General features: G+C 68.2%; 24 protein-coding genes and 1 pseudogene. 8 read left to right on the top strand and 17 right to left on the bottom strand.

Annotated elements, in window-relative coordinates:
• The 6 genes and pseudogenes from GRX66_RS08190 to GRX66_RS08165 all read right to left on the bottom strand — a co-directional run.
• Positions 1-361: pseudogene (locus GRX66_RS08190) on the bottom strand (hypothetical protein); the annotation flags it as partial.
• Positions 358-1,530, bottom strand: a complete 1,173-nt coding sequence (locus tag GRX66_RS08185) for a YihY/virulence factor BrkB family protein (protein WP_325064011.1) — start codon at positions 1,528-1,530, stop codon at positions 358-360. The pseudogene GRX66_RS08190 and the gene GRX66_RS08185, both read right to left, overlap by 4 nt.
• Before the next feature lie 87 nt (positions 1,531-1,617).
• Positions 1,618-2,736, bottom strand: coding sequence for a tRNA (guanine(26)-N(2))-dimethyltransferase (locus GRX66_RS08180; RefSeq protein ID WP_159526123.1), 1,119 nt, complete (start codon positions 2,734-2,736; stop codon positions 1,618-1,620).
• A 264-nt stretch (positions 2,737-3,000) separates the two neighbouring features.
• On the bottom strand, positions 3,001-4,329 hold the full coding sequence (aceB, locus tag GRX66_RS08175; protein ID WP_159526122.1) for a malate synthase AceB: 1,329 nt from the start codon (positions 4,327-4,329) through the stop codon (positions 3,001-3,003).
• Positions 4,322-5,377, bottom strand: a complete 1,056-nt coding sequence (aceA, locus tag GRX66_RS08170; protein ID WP_159526121.1) for an isocitrate lyase — start codon at positions 5,375-5,377, stop codon at positions 4,322-4,324. The genes aceB and aceA overlap by 8 nt, the downstream gene beginning before the upstream one ends.
• On the bottom strand, positions 5,370-5,588 hold the full coding sequence (locus tag GRX66_RS08165) for a hypothetical protein (protein ID WP_159526120.1): 219 nt from the start codon (positions 5,586-5,588) through the stop codon (positions 5,370-5,372). Before GRX66_RS08165 ends, aceA begins: the two co-directional genes overlap by 8 nt.
• 272 nt (positions 5,589-5,860) lie before the next feature.
• On the opposite strand from GRX66_RS08165, the gene GRX66_RS08160 reads away from it, so the two are divergent.
• Complete coding sequence (locus GRX66_RS08160; protein ID WP_325064010.1) at positions 5,861-6,199, top strand: hypothetical protein; 339 nt, start codon at positions 5,861-5,863, stop codon at positions 6,197-6,199.
• 145 nt (positions 6,200-6,344) lie between these two features.
• Here the strand turns inward: GRX66_RS08160 and GRX66_RS08155 are convergent, their stop codons facing one another.
• From GRX66_RS08155 to hisH, 3 genes are all read right to left on the bottom strand, one after another.
• Positions 6,345-6,533 (bottom strand): hypothetical protein, encoded by a 189-nt coding sequence (locus GRX66_RS08155; RefSeq protein WP_159526119.1) that lies wholly within the window; start codon positions 6,531-6,533, stop codon positions 6,345-6,347.
• A gap of 165 nt (positions 6,534-6,698) precedes the next feature.
• Positions 6,699-7,130 carry a GNAT family N-acetyltransferase gene (locus tag GRX66_RS08150; protein WP_159526118.1) on the bottom strand — a complete coding sequence of 144 codons (432 nt, stop codon included), beginning with the start codon at positions 7,128-7,130 and terminating at the stop codon, positions 6,699-6,701.
• An 82-nt stretch (positions 7,131-7,212) separates the two neighbouring features.
• Positions 7,213-7,869 carry an imidazole glycerol phosphate synthase subunit HisH gene (hisH, locus tag GRX66_RS08145; protein WP_159526117.1) on the bottom strand — a complete coding sequence of 219 codons (657 nt, stop codon included), beginning with the start codon at positions 7,867-7,869 and terminating at the stop codon, positions 7,213-7,215.
• 202 nt (positions 7,870-8,071) lie between these two features.
• On the opposite strand from hisH, the gene GRX66_RS08140 reads away from it, so the two are divergent.
• From GRX66_RS08140 to GRX66_RS08130, 3 genes are all read left to right on the top strand, one after another.
• On the top strand, positions 8,072-9,016 hold the full coding sequence (locus tag GRX66_RS08140; protein ID WP_159526116.1) for a phosphate/phosphite/phosphonate ABC transporter substrate-binding protein: 945 nt from the start codon (positions 8,072-8,074) through the stop codon (positions 9,014-9,016).
• 68 nt (positions 9,017-9,084) lie between these two features.
• Positions 9,085-9,846 (top strand): phosphonate ABC transporter ATP-binding protein, encoded by a 762-nt coding sequence (phnC, locus tag GRX66_RS08135; RefSeq protein ID WP_159526115.1) that lies wholly within the window; start codon positions 9,085-9,087, stop codon positions 9,844-9,846.
• On the top strand, positions 9,846-10,850 hold the full coding sequence (locus GRX66_RS08130; RefSeq protein WP_159526114.1) for a PhnE/PtxC family ABC transporter permease: 1,005 nt from the start codon (positions 9,846-9,848) through the stop codon (positions 10,848-10,850). The genes phnC and GRX66_RS08130 overlap by 1 nt, the downstream gene beginning before the upstream one ends.
• Here the strand turns inward: GRX66_RS08130 and GRX66_RS08125 are convergent.
• The 3 genes from GRX66_RS08125 to GRX66_RS08115 all read right to left on the bottom strand — a co-directional run bounded on the left by GRX66_RS08125 (position 10,847) and on the right by GRX66_RS08115 (position 12,311).
• Entirely contained in the window at positions 10,847-11,443 is a 597-nt protein-coding gene (locus GRX66_RS08125; protein ID WP_159526113.1) for a uracil-DNA glycosylase, read from the bottom strand. The genes GRX66_RS08130 and GRX66_RS08125 overlap by 4 nt on opposite strands.
• A 135-nt stretch (positions 11,444-11,578) precedes the next feature.
• Positions 11,579-12,127: an endonuclease dU gene (locus tag GRX66_RS08120; protein ID WP_325064009.1), complete on the bottom strand. Its 549-nt coding sequence runs from the start codon at positions 12,125-12,127 to the stop codon at positions 11,579-11,581.
• 4 nt (positions 12,128-12,131) lie between these two features.
• On the bottom strand, positions 12,132-12,311 hold the full coding sequence (locus tag GRX66_RS08115; RefSeq protein ID WP_159526112.1) for a DUF5786 family protein: 180 nt from the start codon (positions 12,309-12,311) through the stop codon (positions 12,132-12,134).
• Positions 12,312-12,418: 107 nt separating this feature from the next.
• On the opposite strand from GRX66_RS08115, the gene GRX66_RS08110 reads away from it, so the two are divergent.
• Both GRX66_RS08110 and GRX66_RS08105 read left to right on the top strand, forming a co-directional pair.
• The gene (locus GRX66_RS08110) at positions 12,419-13,030 is read left to right on the top strand and encodes an MBL fold metallo-hydrolase (RefSeq protein WP_159526111.1); all 612 of its coding nucleotides are present in this window, start codon (positions 12,419-12,421) and stop codon (positions 13,028-13,030) included.
• Positions 13,031-13,156: 126 nt separating this feature from the next.
• Complete coding sequence (locus GRX66_RS08105) at positions 13,157-13,684, top strand: GNAT family N-acetyltransferase (protein WP_159526110.1); 528 nt, start codon at positions 13,157-13,159, stop codon at positions 13,682-13,684.
• A gap of 24 nt (positions 13,685-13,708) precedes the next feature.
• Here GRX66_RS08105 and GRX66_RS08100 read toward each other — a convergent pair whose 3' ends face one another.
• The 3 genes from GRX66_RS08100 to GRX66_RS08090 all read right to left on the bottom strand — a co-directional run bounded on the left by GRX66_RS08100 (position 13,709) and on the right by GRX66_RS08090 (position 14,978).
• Positions 13,709-13,852, bottom strand: a complete 144-nt coding sequence (locus tag GRX66_RS08100) for a 50S ribosomal protein L40e (protein WP_159526109.1) — start codon at positions 13,850-13,852, stop codon at positions 13,709-13,711.
• 107 nt (positions 13,853-13,959) lie between these two features.
• Positions 13,960-14,394: a DUF488 domain-containing protein gene (locus GRX66_RS08095; RefSeq protein WP_325064008.1), complete on the bottom strand. Its 435-nt coding sequence runs from the start codon at positions 14,392-14,394 to the stop codon at positions 13,960-13,962.
• Positions 14,391-14,978, bottom strand: coding sequence for a DUF367 family protein (locus GRX66_RS08090; protein ID WP_325064007.1), 588 nt, complete (start codon positions 14,976-14,978; stop codon positions 14,391-14,393). Before GRX66_RS08090 ends, GRX66_RS08095 begins: the two co-directional genes overlap by 4 nt.
• Positions 14,979-15,122: 144 nt before the next feature.
• Here GRX66_RS08090 and GRX66_RS08085 point away from each other — a divergent pair, with 144 nt between their 5' ends.
• A complete protein-coding gene (locus tag GRX66_RS08085; RefSeq protein WP_159526108.1) occupies positions 15,123-15,485 on the top strand; it encodes a nuclear transport factor 2 family protein in 363 nt (120 codons plus the stop codon).
• Between the two features lie 91 nt (positions 15,486-15,576).
• Positions 15,577-16,146 (top strand): hypothetical protein, encoded by a 570-nt coding sequence (locus GRX66_RS08080; protein WP_159526107.1) that lies wholly within the window; start codon positions 15,577-15,579, stop codon positions 16,144-16,146.
• Positions 16,147-16,170: 24 nt separating this feature from the next.
• On the opposite strand, the gene serS is transcribed toward GRX66_RS08080, so the two are convergent.
• Positions 16,171-17,550 carry a serine--tRNA ligase gene (gene serS / locus GRX66_RS08075; protein ID WP_159526106.1) on the bottom strand — a complete coding sequence of 460 codons (1,380 nt, stop codon included), beginning with the start codon at positions 17,548-17,550 and terminating at the stop codon, positions 16,171-16,173.
• 92 nt (positions 17,551-17,642) lie between these two features.
• On the bottom strand, positions 17,643-18,106 hold a 464-nt coding region (locus tag GRX66_RS08070), incomplete at its 5' end, for an inorganic phosphate transporter (protein WP_201292959.1).

Here is an 18,106-nt window from a genome sequence, read left to right as displayed (position 1 = left end):
CCACCGTAGAACGCCGCGGCGCCGGTGGCGTGCCCGCTCGGGAAGCCGTTCCCGTCTTCGGCGATTCGGCATCACGGACTCCGGTGGGGCGCGGCTCCGCGAAGAGCCCTTTCGAGAGGACGACGACGGCCAGCGCGCCGATGCTCACGGCGAGCAAGCGCGCGCCGTTCCGGCGGGACACCCAGTCGCGCCGCGGACCGAACAGGTAGACTGCCGGCCCGACCGTCGTCAGGAACCACGTGCTCCCCAGGAACGTCAACGCGACGACCACGGGCACGAGCGCCTCGGGCAGACTGCCGGCCAGCGTCTCCGTGACGCCGACGCCGCGGGACGACGGGGCGCCAGTGACGACCGGGCTCATCGTCGCAGCGACCGCAAGCGGTCGGCGATTCGCCCGGGGAGGCCGACGGCGCTCACGCTCAGGCCGAACAACACCATCAGCGTGTAGAGGCCGAGCGTCGACAGCCACACGACGATCATTGCGAGGATGGCCCATCCGCCGTCGAGGTACGCGAACGCGCCGACGGTCATCAGCGTACCGTACAGCAACACCAGGTAGGGGCCCCAGCCGCGTGCTTTCCCGCGGCGGAGGCGCTGGCGGACGTACTGTTTGAGGTCGGCTTCCAGGTCCGACCGGCTGACCGTCTTCGCCTCGAGGTCCGCGCGCAACGCCTCGACCTCCGCGCCGAGTTCGGCGACGTCCGGCGCTTCGTCTGGCGGTTCGGGGCGCTGCTCGGCGTCGTCGTCGTCAGTTCGTCCCGACAGCACGGCGTTGGCTACCGCGCCGAGCGTGATAACGATGGCGCCGAAGTACAGCCAGGTCACCAGCAACAGTGCCGCCCCGAGGATGCCGTAGACCTCGCCGCCGCCGACCAGCGAGGCGTACGCGCGGAATCCCTGTGCGAGGAGCGTCCACCCGACGCCCGCGAAGGCCGCGCCGGGCAGCGCCATTCGGACGGTCATCGGGACGTCTGGGAAGACGTAGTACGCGGGTGTGAACGCCAGCGTCAACGCGACGGGGAGCGCAATCGCGCTCGCGAGGTCTAGAAGCGGTACGACCTCGAGGTACGGCACGACGACGGAGACGGCGACGGCCGAGCCGATAGCCAGTGGCAGCGTCAGTAACACGACGAGGCCGTCGGCCACCTGCCGGGGGAGCGATTCGACCGCCTCGACGCCGTAGATCTGGGAGAACGCCACGTCCAGCCCGCGGAACAGTTTGAGCGCGGACCACGTCAGGAACACGAGGCTGAGCGCCGTCGCGCCCGTTCGGCCGCGCGCGTTCGTCAGCGCGTCCCGGAGGGTCTGCTCGCCGGTCGACGTGAGGAACTGGTCGAGCGCGCCCACGACGCTGTCGACGAGTTCGACGCCGCCGACGACGGTGCCGACGGCGACAGCCAACACCAGGAGCGGAATCAGGGAGACGAACGCGTAGTACGCGACGGCCGCCGCGAGAAACGTCACCTGTTCGTCTCGCGCCTTCGCCACCATCGTTCGCGCGAGACGGAGGCCGGTCCCGATTCGAGTCACGTCACCGTCTTCACCGCCCTCCGTGATAAATCGCGCTCTTGCGGGACCGGCCGCTGCGCCGTTGGCCGTTTCCGGGACCGACCCCGTCTACCCCTGGATGGCGGCTTCGATGTCGGCCACCGCGGCGTCGGCCTTGAACGTCGTGCCACCGTAGTGCGCGCGGGACGCGTCGATGCCGGCCTCCCGCAGTTCCGCGAGGAACTCGTCCATCCCGACGGCCGGCTCCGACCACTGCTTGTAGAGGCGGTGCTGGTCGAAGTGCGTCGGCTGGTGGAGTTCCCCCTCGATGGTGTCCAGGAGCTTCCGCGCGCGCTTGGCGGTCCCCATCTCGTCGGTCACGTGCTCGCGGACGGTCGCGACGAACTCGCGGTCGTGGGCGGGCCCGAGCCAGAGCGGGCCGGCGGGCAGGACCTGGGTGCCGCCGCAGCGCGCGCACTCGTCTGGCGGATGGGCGATCAGGCCGTCGTCGTGGCTCCGGTGCAGGCACTCCTGGCAGTGGTAGACGTACCCGAGTTCGTCGAGCGCCTCGTTGGCGTCGGTCGCGGTGTGCGACAGGTCGAGGTACGTGCGGACGTAGTGGTCGCTGACGTGGCTCAGGATCGGCGTCACGCCGACGTCGTATCGGGCGGCGGTGCGCGCGAGCGCCGACAGCAACACCCGAAGCCCCATCTCGGCGTGGTACTCCGTGTTCCGCGGGACGGCGCCGTACTTCCGGACGCCGGACTCGAAGTGGGCGCCACACAGCGGCGCGGTGTCCGTCGCGGTCACGCAGACGAGGTTGCGCGCGTTCGCGAACGCGGCGTCCGCGAACGGAATCGGCGTCCCGAACGGGTCGAGGTCCACGACGTCGAAGAACTCGCCCTCTTCGTGGAGGAGGCTGTTGACGTTCCGCTCGACCACTGTTCCGTCGAGGTCGTTGCGCGCGAGGTTCTCCCGTGCGAGCGCCACGGCCTCGGGGTCGAGGTCCGCGAGCGTCGCGTCCCAGCCGCTGGCGGCCGCACGCACCCCGCGGATGCCGCTGGCCGCCATCGCGTCGAGGTACGTCTCCGCGCGCGACTCCCGCTGGCGGTACGCCGACAGCGTCGCCACCGTCAGGTCCCGGTTGAGTTCCTGCGTCGGGTTGAAGAACACGGCCTCGGTCGCGCCCTCGCCGCCGCCGGACGCTTCCGGCACCTCGACGGTGACGCCGCCCTCCTCGACGAGCATACCGCTACTCGGTGGCCGCTCGAAAAAAGCACCGCGGTTGTCGGTCGGGAGCGACAGTGCTCGTCCGAAGTGGTGAGCGAACCGAGACGCGAGCACGTCCGTCGGTTCGCCGGTCGCCCGGACGACAGCGCGACCGCCCGCGAGCGCCGGTCGGAGAGCCAGTCCGGACCGTCGACGCTCGCGGTGTGCAGTCGCCGGTCGCCCGAGTGGGCTGCAGCGGCCAGTCTTCGGAGTGGCTGCCGGGAACGGGGCCCGGCTGCCGTGTCAGCCCACGTTCGTCGCGCGCTCCACGACGTCCGCGCCGTACCGCTGCTCGAGGTCGTCGTGCTGGTCGGGACGGTGCTCGTAGACGTCCTGGAACAGCGTGATCGGCGTCTTCGCGGCCTGGTAGGTGGCTTCGTCCCACATGCGGTCCGTGCTGTGTTCGACCGCGACGCCGTCGATCTCGAGGGTCGCCTCGCGGGTCATCGCGATGGCGCCCTTCCCGGCGTCCTTGGCGTCCTCGAACGCTTCCATGGAGTCGACGATGTCGTCCATGCTCGGGACGTAGGCCGCGCGGTCCAGCAGTTCCTCGCGGAGTTCGTCGGCGTCCAGGGTCTGCTCGTCGCCGCCCGCGCGGAGGACGTACTGGCCGGTGCCGGTCTCTTCGAGGCCGAGGCCGTCGCCGCGGTAGACGTGCCGGCCCTCCTCGGCGTCGAGTTCGATTTCCCGGCCGTCGACCTCCAGGAGCCAGCGCCCGCTCTCGGGCGGCAGCGGCGCGGTGTTGGCGACTTCGACCTGCGTCGGGGTGAGCGACCAGATGCCGGTCATCCCCTTCGCGCGGTTCTCGCGCATGCGCTCGCGGTAGCCCTCGACGTCGCGGATGTCGTCGTACGGGCCGTCCACCGCGACCAGGCCGGCCGCGCTGGCGCCCCGCGAGGTGTTGTGCCGGAGTTCGGGCCACGGCGGTAGTTCGCCCGTCGGCGTCATCGCGCGCATGTCCTTCGTGTAGTCGACTTCGCCGTCCACCAGCAGGAACAGCCGCTGGAGGTTGTTCGCTGGCTTGCCCATCTCCTCGCGGAGGTCACCCATCGCGAGTTCGGCTTCCCCGCTCTCGACGATGACGGACATCGACAGCGATTCGGGGTCGAGGCCGTGTTCGCGCTCCGCGATCGTGAGGAACTCGTCGGCCTTCTTCCAGTCGTCGACGCCGCCCACCTCGGGGATCACGAACCCGTCGATGTGCTCGACGGCGCCGTTCTCGGGGTCGGTAATCTCCAGTATTTGCTGGAACCCCCGGTAGCGGGTCTGTGGGTCGTCGCGGTGCCAGACGACGCGGGGATGAATCTCCCCCGGAACGGCCGCGCCGTGCTCGCGCACGACGTCGACGATGTTCCGGACGCCCTCCGCTCGCATCGACGGCGCGGTGGCGTCCTCGTTGTCCGGCACCCAGACGTCCGGCGCCCGCATGCCGCGCAGCTGGGCCGCGCTGCGGAGCATCTTCGCGGAGTCGTCCTCGCCCTCCACCGCCGTCGGGGAGGTGAAGAACGTCCGCACGAACTCGCGGTCGTAGTGGCGCGCCGTGGGGTCCGCCGTCGTGGCCGACTCAGTCATCGGTGCTCGATTCCGGGGCGGCCGGGTCGTCGGCCGTGATGGGGTCGCGTTCGTCCTCGCTGAACCCCTCGGATTCCTCGATGCGGCGCTTCGCCTCCGGGTCGAACTGCGTCTCGATGTCCTGGTAGCGCGACACCAGCGAGAGGTCGTGGTGGGACTCCGTCTCGTGGCCGAGGTAGCGGTCCTCGAGGTCGAACTGCGCCTGCTCGGCGTGCTCGCGGATGTTCACCATGTCCTCGTAGACGGCGTGCGCGCCCGAGTGCAGGCCGTACAGCGTGATGAAGATGTACTCGTAGCCGAGATCGCCGAGCTCCTCGAAGGTGAGCGGGTCGTCCTGTTCGCTCCACGCGAACGACGACGAGTAGTTGAACGCCAGGCTGAGGTCCGGGTGCGTTTCGTGGATGGTCTCGGCGTACTCGACGGCGTCCTCACGGCTCGGGTCCGGCATCTCCGGCCACACGAGGTCGACGCCCGCGTCCGCGTAGATGCGGCCGCGTTCGAGGTGTTCGTCCCAGTCCCCGTTCGCGGAGCCGTAGGCGTCGGTGCGCGCGATGATGACGGTGTCCTCGCTCTGCTTCGCGTCGACGGCGGCCTCGAAGCGCGCGCGGGCCTTCTCCCGGGAGACGATCTGCTTGCCGGCGATGTGGCCGCAGCGCTTCGGCGTGGTCTGGTCCTCGATGTGGATGGCGCCGACGCCCGCCTTCTCGTACTCGCGGACGGCCCGTCGGACGTTGTGCACGCCGCCGTACCCGGTGTCGCAGTCCGCGACCACCGGGAGCGTGGTGGCGTCGACGATGCGCTTGGCGTTCTCGACCATCTCGGTCATCGACACCATCTCGAGGTCGGGGTAGCCGAACTGCCCGAGGACGGTGGAGTAGCCGCTCATGTAGACGGCGTCGTGGCCGGCGCGTTCGGCGAGTCGCGCGTCGAGGGCGTGGTAGAGGCCCGGCGCGAACACGTACAGCTGGTCGTCGAGCAGGTCGCGGAACTCGCGGCCTGCCGGGTTGTCGATGTCTCGTCGCGTGTAGTCGGGGTAGTCGTCACTCATCGTTGGGTTCCGTGGTGCGGTGGCTCCAGACGGTCTCGGCGATCGATTCGCGTTGGTCGGCGTCCCCCCGGAGGTCCGGGACGACAGGCGCGCCCGTGCAGTCGGTGTCGGTGTACGCCGTGTCGGTGCTGTCGGAGTCGGGGCGTCTCGTGGTGGTCTCGTCCCGGTTCGGTCGCGTCGTGGTGGGGTCTATGTTCGTGTCGTTCGACATCGTCTGGTGGGTGGCTGCGTCGGCCTGCGCGCAGTGCGTTCGTTGGGTGGCGTTCGGGCGTGTGCCGATTTTCCAGCGGTGTGGTCCGGCGAGTGTCTTGCTACGTGCATCGCATCTGGTGGCGGGACGACGAACCAGATAAAGGTAATGATTAATAATGTAATATGGGGGGAAGCGCATTAACAATCATTAAAGAACTATTTTGATACGTCAATACATACCACGGGCTACCGACCGAACCTGCTAAACCACCCGCCACCCAACACGAGGTCGTGCCCGAGGTCGACGACTGGCGCGATGCACTCGCCGACACCGGCGAACTCACCGCGCCCATCACCGAAGCCATCCTCGCCGAACACGGCGACCGCGGCCAACGCGCCATCGAAGCCGCCAGCGAAGGCCGCGTCAAACAATACAACGACTTCACCGTCGTCGTCGGCCACGAAGACGAATACATCGTCGAAGCCGGCGGCTGCAACTGCGAAGACACCCAGTACAACCTCGCCCCCGACGAATCCTGCTGGCACGCCATCGCCGTCGACATCGCCGAGCGCGTCGGCGAAGTCGACCACCACGACATGTTCTACAGCGAAGTCCGGGACTTCCTGTAACCCACGTTCTCCAGCGCTCGCGGCCTTACGCTCCTTGCTCACGGCTCGTTACGCTCGCCGTTCGCGCATGCCGAGTCGTTGGTTCCCTACGCCTCGCGCCGCTCGCTCGTGGATGCTGCCGAACAGTCAGACCGGTCGAGCGACCTCACTCCACGCTCGGGGTGGGACGCGACAGGGCCTCGCGGCGCTGGGCCGCGCAGTCCGGGTGCACCGGCTCGCCGCGCGGCAGCTGCGCCGTCCGGTCGCCGATGGTCTGCTGGCAGACGAAACAGATCGTCGGCAGGGACGGCGCTTCGTCGGTGGCGCTGTCGGTTTCCTCGGTCGGTCCGCCCACGTTCCTCCGCTCGGAGGGTCCGGGGTCGCATTCCATTGGTCGTTCTTTTCAGAGGTCAGCCCGTCCACAAATACGTCTTGTGGTAAATATCTGGTGGCCGTCAGGTACGGTCCGGGCACGGCCGTCGCGCCGGCCGGAGGCCCCGGAGCTTCCGGATTCCGCCGCTCAGTCGCGTTCGTGTAGCATCCAGGACAGCGGCTCCGGATCGCCGTCCGGGTGCTCGACTGCCCCGTCCCGCACCTCGAAACCACAGGACTCGTAGAAGGACACGAGGCCCTCGCGGGCGAGCAGCGAGGGCGCGACGTCCTGGAGTCTGGGGTGGTCGCGGATGGCCGCCATCAGTTCTGTGCCGAGGCCATCGCCGCGGCGGTCCTGGGCGACGATCACATCGTAGACCATCGCGTAGTAGACGTAATCCGTCAACACGCGCGCGGACGCCACCGGGTCGCCGGTCTCCTCGTCCCGCAGCAGGACCGTCTCGTCCGTGTTCCGGAGTGCGCGCCGGACGGAGTCGGGTTCTCGGTCCGACCACCAGTCGTATTCTCGGTACAGCGACCACAACTCGTCGGCGCTCGCGCCGTACTCGACGCTCGTCATGGACCGACGTCTCGCTGAGAACGGGAAAAACGTTGCTCGGCCCTGTGACCGACTCACGGACAGCGAGCGCGCGGTGGTCCGGCTACTGGTTCGCGCAGATGTCGACGAAGTTCCGGAGAATCTGGAGCCCGGTCTCCCCGGACTTCTCGGGGTGGAACTGCGTGCCGAAGACGTTGCCCTCGTCGTTCGCGACGACCGACGGGAACGTCGTCCCGTAGTCCGTCTCCGCGACGACGTGGTCGGGGCTGTCCGGTTCCGCGTAGTAGGAGTGCACGAAGTACGCGTACTCGCCGTCCACGTCCGCTACGAGCGGGTGGTCGCGTGTGACGTCGAGTTCGTTCCAGCCCATGTGCGGGACCTTCACGTCGCCGTGGAACCTGACGTTGCGTCCGGGCACCAGGTCCAGACCCTCGACGTCGCCCTGCCCCTCGCGTTCGGCCTCCTCGCTGGTCGTCAACAGCATCTGCATCCCGAGGCAGATGCCGAACAGCGGACGGCCGTCGGCGGCGGCGTCGGAGAGCGCGTCCCGGAACGGTCCCGCGTTCTCCATGCCGTCCCCGAACGCGCCGACCCCCGGCAGGACGATGCCGTCAGCGTCGTCGAGTGCACCCGGGTCGTCGGAGATGGTCACGGCGGCGTTCGCGCGCTCCAGGCCGCGCGTCACGCTCCGGAGGTTCCCGAGGCCGTAGTCCACCACGACGACGGACGCCGTCGTCTGCTCGCTGGCCGTCGTGCTCATGGGCGTTCCTTCGCGGGCCGCGTGCAAGTTCCTTTCCTTCCGGCGAAACCTGCCCGACGCCGTTGGCGAGTATTGCCACCCGCCCGTCCGCCCTACGGAGGTCTATGTATTCCTTCGGAGTCGAGTAAAGAGATGTATGCACACCCGTGGATAGAATGAAAACCTTTTTCATTCGACTATCCAACTGACAGTTGTATTCCCCATGGACCGACGCAGTTTCCTCAAAGCAACTGGTGCGGCCGGCGCGGCCGGTCTTACCGCAGGATGTCTCGGACAGTTTGGCGAACAGCCGTACAGCGACGGTGACGTGCGGTTCCTCATGTCACCAACAGAACCACAGGACCAGATGACGGCGCAGTACACGCCAGTCCAGGAGCGCCTCGCCGAAACCATCGACGCCGTCGACGAGGTCGACATCAAGTACGCCGCCAACTACGCGGCGACCCTGAACGCGCTGGACTCCGGGACGGCGGACGTCGCGGAAACCGGCCCGTTCGCGGCCGCCCTCGGCGTCAACTCCGACAAGGCCGAAATCATCCTCCAGCGCCACGCGTTCGGCGGCTGGACGTACAAGTCCGTCATCGTCACCAAGGAGGACTCCGACATCGAGTCGCCCGCGGACCTCGAGGGCAAGTCCGTCGCGTTCGCCGACGCGCTGTCGGCGTCCGGCTCGCTGTACCCCCTGTACATGCTCAAGGACGCAGGCCTCGAAATCCCCGACGAACCCGGGAGCCCGGCCGGCGCGAACTTCGACCCCAGCTGGTCGAGCCACGCGTCCGCGATGGAAGCGCTGCGCAACGACCAGGCCGACGCAGCGGGCGTCGGCTACTTCATCGCCTCCGGTGACGAGTCCGAGTACGCCGAAGGCATCCGGGAGGTCGCGTCCGAGGACGGCATCCCGCGCGCGCCGATCGTCGTGAGCCCCGAACTCGGCGACGACGAGAAAGACACCATCATCGAGGCGTTCACCGAAGCCGACGACTCCCTGTACTACGGCGAGGACGGCGAGGAAGGAACCGACGACGACCTGTGGTTCGACGGCGTCCGCGAACGCGGCGTGGACACCTACCAGCCCGTCATCGACGTCGCCCAGGACCTCGGCTACAGCGAGGACGTCTTCGAGGACGACGAGACAACCGAGGAGTAACGCGGCTGCAGAACTGAAAAACACAACATATTGGCCTAATCGGGCCGGCTTTCTACAACAACGAGAGAATGGCGACTGTCACCGCAACGAACGTCACCAAAATCTACGGCGAAGACACGGTGGCGTTGAACGACGTATCATTCGAGATTCCTGATGGCGAGTTTGTGGTCCTCCTGGGACCGTCTGGCGCTGGTAAGTCGACGCTTCTCCGAATTCTCAACGGCCTCACGCAGCCCACCGAGGGAACCCTCGAAATCGGTGGCGAGGAGGTCACTGGCACGCGCTCGGACATCGCGATGGTGTTCCAGATGCACTACCTCGTCGAGTCGATGAGCGCGTACCGGAACGCGCTCACGGGCGCGCTGAACCGCACGGAGACCATCGACAGCGTGCTCACCCACTACGACGAGGACGACAAGGAACTCGCACTGGACGCCCTCGACACCGTCGGTCTGCTGGAGGAAGCCGACCAGCGCGCCGGGTCGATGTCCGGCGGCCAGCAGCAGCGCGTCGGCATCGCTCGCGCGCTCACACAGAACCCGAGTCTCCTGCTCGCCGACGAACCGGTCGCGAGCCTCGACCCGCGCGCGGCCCAGGAAGTGATGCAGTACCTCAAGGACGCCGCCACCGAACGCGACCTGACCTCCATCGTCTCGCTGCACCAGGTGAACATCGCCCGGGAGTTCGGCGAACGCTTCATCGGCCTCCGCGAGGGCGAAGTCGTCTTCGACGGCGGCAAGGAGGACCTGACGATGGACGTCGTCGACGACATCTACTACGGCGACGACACGACCGACCACGGCGTCGAACAGATCGCGGGTGAATCCTGATGGCGTCGAGTCGCATCCAGCGAGTCAAGGAGCGAATCGAGCGCCAGCAGCGACGCCGGCGCATCCTGAGTATCGTCGGCGTCGTCGCGGTGATCGCGGCGACCGGCCTCGGGATGCGCCTGGTCGGGTTCACCGTCGCGGAACTGGTTCGCCAGTTCCCCGTCTGGCTGAGTTTCGTCGCGGAGTTCCTGAACCCGGACTTCGTCGACTTCACGCTCACCTCGAAGGAACGTAACATCGCTGGCCTGGACGGCCTCTGGTACAGTCTCACGCATCCCGGGACTATCATCGAGAGCGCGGGCGCGACCGGGTCCAGTGGCTCCGTGCTCGTCGCGGCAGCCGTCACCACCGTCGTCGTCGGCTTCACCGGCACGGTGCTGGGCTTCCCGCTCGCGCTCCTGCTGGGCGTGCTCGGCTCCGAGCGAGTCACGCCGTTCCCGTTCAACTTCATCTTCCGCGGCACGATGTCGACGATTCGCGCCGTGCCGTCGCTCGTCTGGATTCTCATCTACATCCCGCTGTTCGGTATCAGCCCGAAGTCCGCTATCTTCGCCATCGCGACGGACACCATCGGGAACCTCGGCCGGCTGTTCACGGACGAACTCGAGGAGATCAACGACGGCCCCATCGAGGCGATCAGCTCCACGGGCGCCAACCGCCCGCAGACGGTCATCTTCGGGATGCTCAGTCAGGTCTCCTCGTCGTTCATCGCGTGGACGATGTACGTCCTCGAGATCAACACCCGCATCGCCATCAGCCTCGGCGTCGTCGGCGCGGGTGGCCTCGGGCAGTACATCAGTCTGAAAATCCAGTTCGGAACCCCCGAGGCGTACTCGCAGGCGGCCGCCGGCCTGCTGATGGTCGTACTCATCGTCATCAGCGTCGAACTCATGTCCTCGCGCATCCGTGCGCGACTCCGCCCCGGCGAGAGCCAGGGCTCGTCGGTGTTCGACACGATCAAGGGCCTGTTCGACGCCGACAAGTGGGTCGGCCGCTCGGACTAGAACTCCCCTAACCGGGACTGTCCGCCGCTGGCACCCGCTATCGTCGCTGCTTTTTCGATGGTCGCGCGGAACGCGTCCTGCTGGCTGGCGTCGTACAGCGTCGCCGCGGGATGCAGACAGACCAATACCTCCCGTGGTTCGCCGCCGAGTTCGACGCGTTCGACGCTGCCCGTCTCGCTGGTGACGGCGACGTCCCGTTCGAGCAGGTGTTCGCCCGGGACCTTCCCGAGGGTCACGACGACGTCGGGGTCGACGAGGTCGATCTCGCGCTCGAGGTACGGACGGCAGTTCGACAGCTCCGTCTTCGAGGGGTCGCGGTTCTCCGGCGGCCGACACCGCACGCAGTTCGTGATGCGGACGTCCGTCCGCGAGAGCCCGGCGTCGCGGAGTTCGTCGTCGAGCACGTCGCCGCTCCGCCCGACGAACGGCACGCCCTCCGCGTCCTCGTTCGCGCCCGGCGCCTCACCGACGAACAGCACGTCGGCGTCCGGTGGTCCGTCGCCGTTGACGATCTGGCTGCGGGACTCCTCGAGGTCGCTGCAGCGCGTGCACGCCGCGACCTCGAGGCCCTCCATGCCGTCCGTGTCGCTCATGTCTCCCCGGACCACGGCCGCGGAGTTAAGCGTACACGACTCGGGTCGGCCGCCGATATTCCTGTAGACGCCGCACCAACGCGGCTAGTGCTGTGGGACGCCACGAGCACGCGGCGACGACTGTACAGCAGGCGACTACGACTGTGCGTAGTCGTCGGCCGCGCGCGCGGCGAGCCGCGCTACCCGGAGCGGCTCGGGGCGCCCGCCCTCCGGCGTGAACGCGCGGACGACCTCGCCGGGGTTCTCGCAGCCGACGGCCCGCACGAACACGCGCTCGCCGTTCACGTCGACCGGCCGGCGGTCCGGCTGCCGGCGGTAGACGGCGAGCCGGTCGGCGGCCCCGTCGTCGTCGAACTCCCGGGTGATGGCGGCCTCCAGGCCGTCGCTCTCCTCGAAGGACACCGAGAGGACGGGTCGCTGGATTGCGTCGTGGACGGCTTCCAGGTCGACGACGTTGAACCACGCGGGCGCGATGCCCGCCACGAACGCGTACTGGACGTCCTCGCGGTCCAGTTGCTCGTAACAGTCCACGACGGCGGCGGTGCTGTCCGTGCCGCCGACCGTACACGAAGTAAACGAGAATCCGTCCGCGACGCGGGACGCCCGTACGACTGCGCCCGCGAACGTCGACGCGGCTCCGTCGTAGGACTCCGCGACGCCCAGGGCGCGCGTCCCAGATTTCACGACGCTACTCGCCCTTGATGTCCTGCAGGCGGTCGAGTAGTTCGTCGTTCGACGCGCCGATCTCGTAGCTCACGTCTCCCGAGTGCTCGTATTCGGCGGTGTCGAGTCCCTCCTCGGCGTCGATGTCCTCCGAGTCCAGAGACTGGTTCTCCTGTTCGGATTCGTCGTAACTCCCGAAACCCATGCCTGGTTTAAAGTACGGGTTCCCACACCAAAAATTCCCCGCCAAATTTGGCCTCGATACTGAAAAACCCCACCGGTTTTACGACGCCGCGGGCCGTCGCGGTACGTATGGACGTAGTCCACGTCACGCGCGCTGCTGAGACGTTCACGTGTAACGCCTACCTGGCGGCCGACGGGCACTCGACTCTGGTCGACGCCGGCGCGTACGACGGCGTCGTCGACGAACTCCGCCGCCACGTCGACGACCTGGATGCTGTCGTCCTCACCCACCAGCACGGCGACCACGTCGAGCAACTGGACGCCGTCGTGGACGCCTTCGACCCGGCCGTGTACGCCTTCGCCGACCACCCGCTGCGAACGCACGAACTCGCTGACGGCGACACGGTGACCGTGGGCAGCGACGACTTCGAGGTGGTGTTCACGCCCGGGCACGCACCCGACCACGTCTCGCTCGTGTCGGAGACGGCGCTGTTCTCCGGGGACGTCGTCGTCCACGACGACGGCGCGTTCGACGACGGCAGCTTCGGCCGCACCGACTACCCCGGGCAGTCCAGGGAGCGACTCATCGGGAGCGTCAGGGAGCTCCTCACCCGCATGCCCGACTCCGTCGAACACATGTATGCAGGACACGGTGAGGTCTTCCACGGCGACGTCCGCAGCGTCGTCGAGCGCGCGCTGGAACGCGCGGAGCGCCGCGAACCGAAGTACCCCGGGGAGTGACGCCCGGTTCGTCGCTCGAGTCGGCGCGTGCCGTGGGGGTCCCCGCTGGGTGCAGCAGGCGGGTGCACTGAGTGGCCTTGCCACACCACGAGAACCCTTTTCTCGGTCGTTCTCGTTGCGTCGCGTATGCCCGGTAGACCCTTCATCGAGGGGGCGACCGTCGACCTCTGTGCCGTCTCGGAGGACGACGTCGACTTCCTCCGCGACACGGTCAACGACCCCGCCGTCTGGCCCACCATCGGCGCCCGCACTCCCGTCACGGAGACCCAGGAACGCGAGTGGTACGAAGACCACGCCAGCGAGGACGACGGTAACGTCAACTTCGTCATCGCGGTCGACGGCGACCCGGTCGGCAGCGTCGGCGTTCACGGCGTCGACGACGTCAACGGCAGCGCCGAGATCGGCATCTTCGTCGCCGAGGACTACTGGGGCAACGGCTACGGCACCGAGGCCGGCCGCCTCGCGACGGACTACGCGTTCGCCCAGCACCGCCGTCACCGCGTCGTCGCGCGGGTCTTCGAGGGCAACGACGCCTCTGCGCGCATCTGGGAGACTCTCGGCTTCGAGCACGAGGGTACGCACCGCGACGAGGTGTACGTGAACGGCGAGTACTGCGACGTGAGGTACTACTCGGTCCTCGAAGACGAGTGGTAGAACTGTCGGCGCCGGGGAACCGCGTTACGTCGACCGGGACTCCTTGGCTTTCGGACGGAGGCGCTTGTAGCCGCACTTTCGGCACTCGCTGGCGCGCTTCGGGTTGCGGGCGTTACACCGCATACAGATCTGCTTCTCGAGCAGGCGTTCCTCGATAGTCTGGCTCATGGCCACCCGTTCGCTCGGGGCGCGTTTAAGCGGTTCGGAACACCGGCGACGCCGCCTGTACCCCGTACGCGGCCGTCAGTTCGCCGAACCCGGGGGCTGTCGCCCCGTCAGCCGGTCAGTCTGTCGGCGAGCCGGTTCCGGAGAATCGTCCGGTGACATCGCTTCTCGTCAGTGTTCTCGAAGCAGACGAGCGCCAGCGACTCGCCGGCCGCGAGCCGCTCGGCGAGGCCGTCGACGGCGGCCTGGGCCTCGCCGTCGGCGTCGAGGTAGTCCCGGTAGCGCGCGGCGAAGTCGACGTCCGCCCACGCCCGCCGGTTCGCTTCCGCGTCGTCGACGCCGTGGTCGGCGAGTTCGGATTCCCGCGCCTTCGCGTCGTCGAGCAAGCCATCGGGTGGGCCGAGTTCGGGGACGTTCTCGTCGACGGCCGCCGAGAACCAGCCGGTCGGTCGTCGAACGACGCCGACCAGGGTCGCGTCCGCCGGAAGGTCGGCGGTGTCGTGCTGGAGCGCCGCGACGTACGTATCCGACAGGTCCCCGGTCACGAGCCCTCACCACCAGACTCGGGCGGCGATTCGTCGGCTTCCGCTCCGTCGGCTTCCGTTCCGTCGGCGTCTGCCCCGTCCGCAGCCGCCGGCTCGTCTGCGAGATAGTCTTCCTGGACGGCGACGACGTCGCTGGAGTCCTCGCACTCGCTGTACCGGCGCAGCGGCTCCTCGTTGAGCTCCAGGAACGTGTGCCCCCACGTGAACTTCGAGAGTACCCGCTCGGCGCGGTCGCGCTCCCCGAGGATGGTGAGGCCGGCCGCGAACGCCTCCACGGTGTTCAGCTGGAACGGCTGGCCGTAGTTCACGGGGTTGGCGGCGACGAGGAACGGCAGCGCGCGGTGCTCGCCGGCCAGTTCGAACATCGCCTCGCCCGCGGTCTCCCACGAGCAGTCCAGCGCGACCAGCCGGCCGTGGTCGGCGTCCGCCGGCGACAGCGCCACGTCCGCGTGCGGGTTCAGGACGACGCCGTACGGCGTCGCGCGCGACGATTCGTGCAGGACCGCCTCGTCGAAGCGCGCGAGCTTCCGGGCCGTGCACTTCTCGGGGTCGTCGTCGCCCTCGTACCGGACGTGCAGTTCCACACTCGCAATTGGGTGCGACCGTGCAAAAACGCCCCGTTCGGGCGTCGCGGTGTTGTCGTCCGGGCGACGCGTTTGTCGCGGTGTTGTCGTCAGGGTGGCACGTTTGTCGCGGCTTTCTTGTCCGGGCGACGCGTTTGTCGCGGTATGGACGCCGCCGCCCTCGCGCAGACGTACTACGACGCCATCGACGACGGCGACTACGAGGCGCTGCGGGACCTTCTCGCGCCGGAGTTCACGCACGTGCGGCCGGACATGACCCTCGACGACCGCGAGGCGTTCGTCTCGTTCATGCGCGACGACCGCCCGAAGACGGACACCCGGCACGTCGTGGACGCGGTCTACGAGGGTCGGGGCGGCGTGGCGGCCAGGGGCCGCGTGCTCGACGCGGGCGGCGGCGGCGAACTGTTCGCGTTCGTCGACGTCTTCGACGTGAACGAGGAGCGCATCGAGGGCCTGGAGACCTACGCGACTTCGGAGTCGACCGCGGGCAGCACTGCTCCGTCGTAGAACCGGATTACTGGCGCCTGATACAGGCGGTCGACTGGCGTCCACTCACCGGCAAAATACACTTTTGGAGGGGCTCCGAACCAGGAACCCGATGCCCTCCAACCGCAGGGAGTTCCTCATCGCTGTCGGTGCGAGCACCACGCTCGCCGGGTGTACGGCCCGCGCACCCCGTGGCGAACCCGAGTACCGCCTGTCCGTTCGCGTGCTCGAGGCCGCCGACGACCCCTTCGAGTACGACGCGACGGTCGAGCAGTCCGCTGCGACGCTCGGCGAACCGATGGTGCTCCGGTCGACGTACGAGCATCCGGGCGACGGTGGCGCGCCCGAAGAGTCAACGATGCCGCGGTCGCCGACGGTGTTCAGCCGCGACTCGAGCGCGCCCGGGGACGCGCCAGCCATCGCCCTCGTGGACCCGGACGTCGCCTACGACCAGCGACACCCGGGCTGCTGGACGCCGAACGTGGACTCGATTACCGTGCTCCTCGGGAAACTCGACCTCTCGGACCTCCCGCCGGGAACGATAGCCCACATCGACCACGCGGTCTGGCAGAACCCCCGCGCGCTCGAGAATCGGAAAGCATGCCTCCAGCCTGGAACGTACGCCGTCGCCCTCCGATTCGGGCTGGGCGTCGAACTCGAACTCGCCGTCGAAGCGCCCTGACTGGTCCGTACCGGAATCGCGTGACTACTCGCGTTCGCCGGCGCCGAGCGCGCTCTCGCCGACCTTCCCCGACCCCTCGATGACTTCCTGCCCGTTCATGTAGGGCTGGAGCGCCTCGGGGACGTCGACGGTGCCGTCCTCGTTCTGGTAGTACTCGAGGATGGCGACCATCACGCGCGGAATCGCGAGCCCCGACCCGTTCAGCGTGTGGAGGTATTCGGCGCTCTCGTGGCGCTCGGGGCGGTACTGGATGCCCGCGCGCCGCGCCTGGAAGTCCTCGAAGTTCGAGACCGACGAGACCTCCAGCCAGCGGCCGCCCTCCTCAGGTCCCTCCTCCATGTCGTCGCCGGGCGCCCACACCTCGACGTCGTACTTCTTCGCCTGCGTGAACCCCAGGTCGCCCGTGCACATCTCGAGGATGCGGTACGGGAGTTCGAGTTCCTGGAGGACCGACTCGGCCTCCGCGACCAGGCCCTCGAAGCGCTCGTAGCTCTCCTCGGGTTCCACGAAGTTCACCATCTCCACCTTGTTGAACTGGTGGACCCGCACGATGCCGCGTGTCTCCGTGCCGTGCTCGCCGGCCTCCCGGCGGAAGTTCGGCGTGTACGCCTGGACCTTGTGCGGGAGGTCGTCGCTGAGCAGGATCTCGTCGCGGTACATGTTCGTCACCGGGACCTCCGCGGTCGGCAGCAGCCAGAGGTCGTCGTCGTCGTACTCGTCGCCGTTCTCGCCGCCGACGCGGTAGGCGTCCTCCACGAACTTCGGGAACTGGCCGGTGCCCTCCATCGCCTTCGAGTTCACCGGAATCGGCGGGAAGACGTCCTCGTAGCCCTGCTCGCGGTGGAGGTCGAGCATGAACTGCACGAGTGCGTGTTCGAGGCGCGCGCCAGCGCCCTTCGCGAAGTAGAAGCCGCCGCCCGCGACCTTCGCGCCGCGGTCGAAGTCGAGGATGTCGAGGTCCTCCCCGAGGTCGTAGTGCGGCACCACCTCTTCGGGCAACTCGCGCAGGTCGTCGAACAGCTCGCGGCGGCGCTCGACGTTCTCGGACTCGTCTTCGCCCACCGGAACGTCCGGGTGCGGGATCATCGGGAGCGTCAGCAGTTTCCGCTCGAGTTCGCCCTCGAGTTCGTCCGCGCGCTCCTCGACGTCCGCCAGTTCCGCCTTGAGTTCCTGCGAGCGCTCGATGGCCGCCTGGGCCTGCTCCTCCTCGCCCTCCTGCTTGAGCTCGCCGATCTTCGAGGAGACCTGGTTGCGCTCGTGGCGGAGTTCGTCGCCGCGGGCTTTGAGTTCGCGCCACTCCTCGTCGATCTCCAGAATCCGGTCGAGGTCCGCGTCCACGCCCTTCTTGTCGAGGGCCTCCCGGACCTCGTCGGCGTGGTCGCGGACGTACTGTCTGCTCAGCATTTGTGGAGGTTTGCGCGGGCCGCGGCAAGAACGTATCGCATCCTCGGGACGTCCTCACAGACCGCTGGGTCGGCGACCCGGCGGCAGTCCGGTCAGACCATCCCGGCGTAGTCCGCGGCCACGAAGACGACGAACGCCAGCAGGCCCGCGACCAGCGGGGTCGCCAGCCACGTCGACACGATGCGTTTGGTGACGCGCCTGTCGTAGAGGTCGAGGCTGTCCTCCTCCCAGGCGTCCCGTTCGTCGGGGTCCAGTTCCTCCGCGGACAGCGTCTCCTCCAGCGGGATGCGGCGGCTCGCGCGCCCCCACCCGAGGCCGATGACACACATCGTCGCGGTGATCGCGAGGCTGGCGGGGATGCCCGCCCACGAGAGCCCGGTGATGATGGTGGCGGCGACGACTTCGACGACGAGCGCGGCCTCGATGGGGAGATTCGTGATGTCGTTGCCCACCGTCTCCATCGTCCGCGGGCCGAGCGCGAACGCGCCGGCGCCGATGGCGGCCGCGCCGACGAGCACGCCCGGCGTCATCGTGAGCTGCCCGCTGCCGACCAGGG

It is taken from the genome of Halobacterium bonnevillei (genome assembly GCF_009831555.1).
In the GTDB taxonomy this organism is placed as follows: Archaea; Halobacteriota; Halobacteria; order Halobacteriales; family Halobacteriaceae; genus Halobacterium; species Halobacterium bonnevillei.
Note: the sequence above shows the minus strand (reverse complement) of the source record. Positions and strands in the feature narration are given on the sequence as shown.

Bases quoted from the DNA above. Each gene is read 5' to 3' on its own strand.
- aceA (WP_159526121.1), bottom strand. From the start codon at position 5,377: ATGAGTGACGACTACCCCGACTACACGCGACGAGACATCGACAACCCG.
- GRX66_RS08125 (WP_159526113.1), bottom strand. From the start codon at position 11,443: ATGAGCGACACGGACGGCATGGAGGGCCTCGAGGTCGCGGCGTGCACG.
- GRX66_RS08080 (WP_159526107.1), top strand. From the start codon at position 15,577: ATGCCCTCCAACCGCAGGGAGTTCCTCATCGCTGTCGGTGCGAGCACC.
- serS (WP_159526106.1), bottom strand. From the start codon at position 17,550: ATGCTGAGCAGACAGTACGTCCGCGACCACGCCGACGAGGTCCGGGAG.
- GRX66_RS08165 (WP_159526120.1), bottom strand. From the start codon at position 5,588: ATGTCGAACGACACGAACATAGACCCCACCACGACGCGACCGAACCGG.
- hisH (WP_159526117.1), bottom strand. From the start codon at position 7,869: ATGAGCACGACGGCCAGCGAGCAGACGACGGCGTCCGTCGTCGTGGTG.
- GRX66_RS08110 (WP_159526111.1), top strand. From the start codon at position 12,419: ATGGACGTAGTCCACGTCACGCGCGCTGCTGAGACGTTCACGTGTAAC.
- GRX66_RS08085 (WP_159526108.1), top strand. From the start codon at position 15,123: ATGGACGCCGCCGCCCTCGCGCAGACGTACTACGACGCCATCGACGAC.
- GRX66_RS08130 (WP_159526114.1), top strand. From the start codon at position 9,846: ATGGCGTCGAGTCGCATCCAGCGAGTCAAGGAGCGAATCGAGCGCCAG.
- phnC (WP_159526115.1), top strand. From the start codon at position 9,085: ATGGCGACTGTCACCGCAACGAACGTCACCAAAATCTACGGCGAAGAC.
- GRX66_RS08150 (WP_159526118.1), bottom strand. From the start codon at position 7,130: ATGACGAGCGTCGAGTACGGCGCGAGCGCCGACGAGTTGTGGTCGCTG.
- GRX66_RS08115 (WP_159526112.1), bottom strand. From the start codon at position 12,311: ATGGGTTTCGGGAGTTACGACGAATCCGAACAGGAGAACCAGTCTCTG.
- GRX66_RS08100 (WP_159526109.1), bottom strand. From the start codon at position 13,852: ATGAGCCAGACTATCGAGGAACGCCTGCTCGAGAAGCAGATCTGTATG.
- aceB (WP_159526122.1), bottom strand. From the start codon at position 4,329: ATGACTGAGTCGGCCACGACGGCGGACCCCACGGCGCGCCACTACGAC.
- GRX66_RS08140 (WP_159526116.1), top strand. From the start codon at position 8,072: ATGGACCGACGCAGTTTCCTCAAAGCAACTGGTGCGGCCGGCGCGGCC.
- GRX66_RS08180 (WP_159526123.1), bottom strand. From the start codon at position 2,736: ATGCTCGTCGAGGAGGGCGGCGTCACCGTCGAGGTGCCGGAAGCGTCC.
- GRX66_RS08105 (WP_159526110.1), top strand. From the start codon at position 13,157: ATGCCCGGTAGACCCTTCATCGAGGGGGCGACCGTCGACCTCTGTGCC.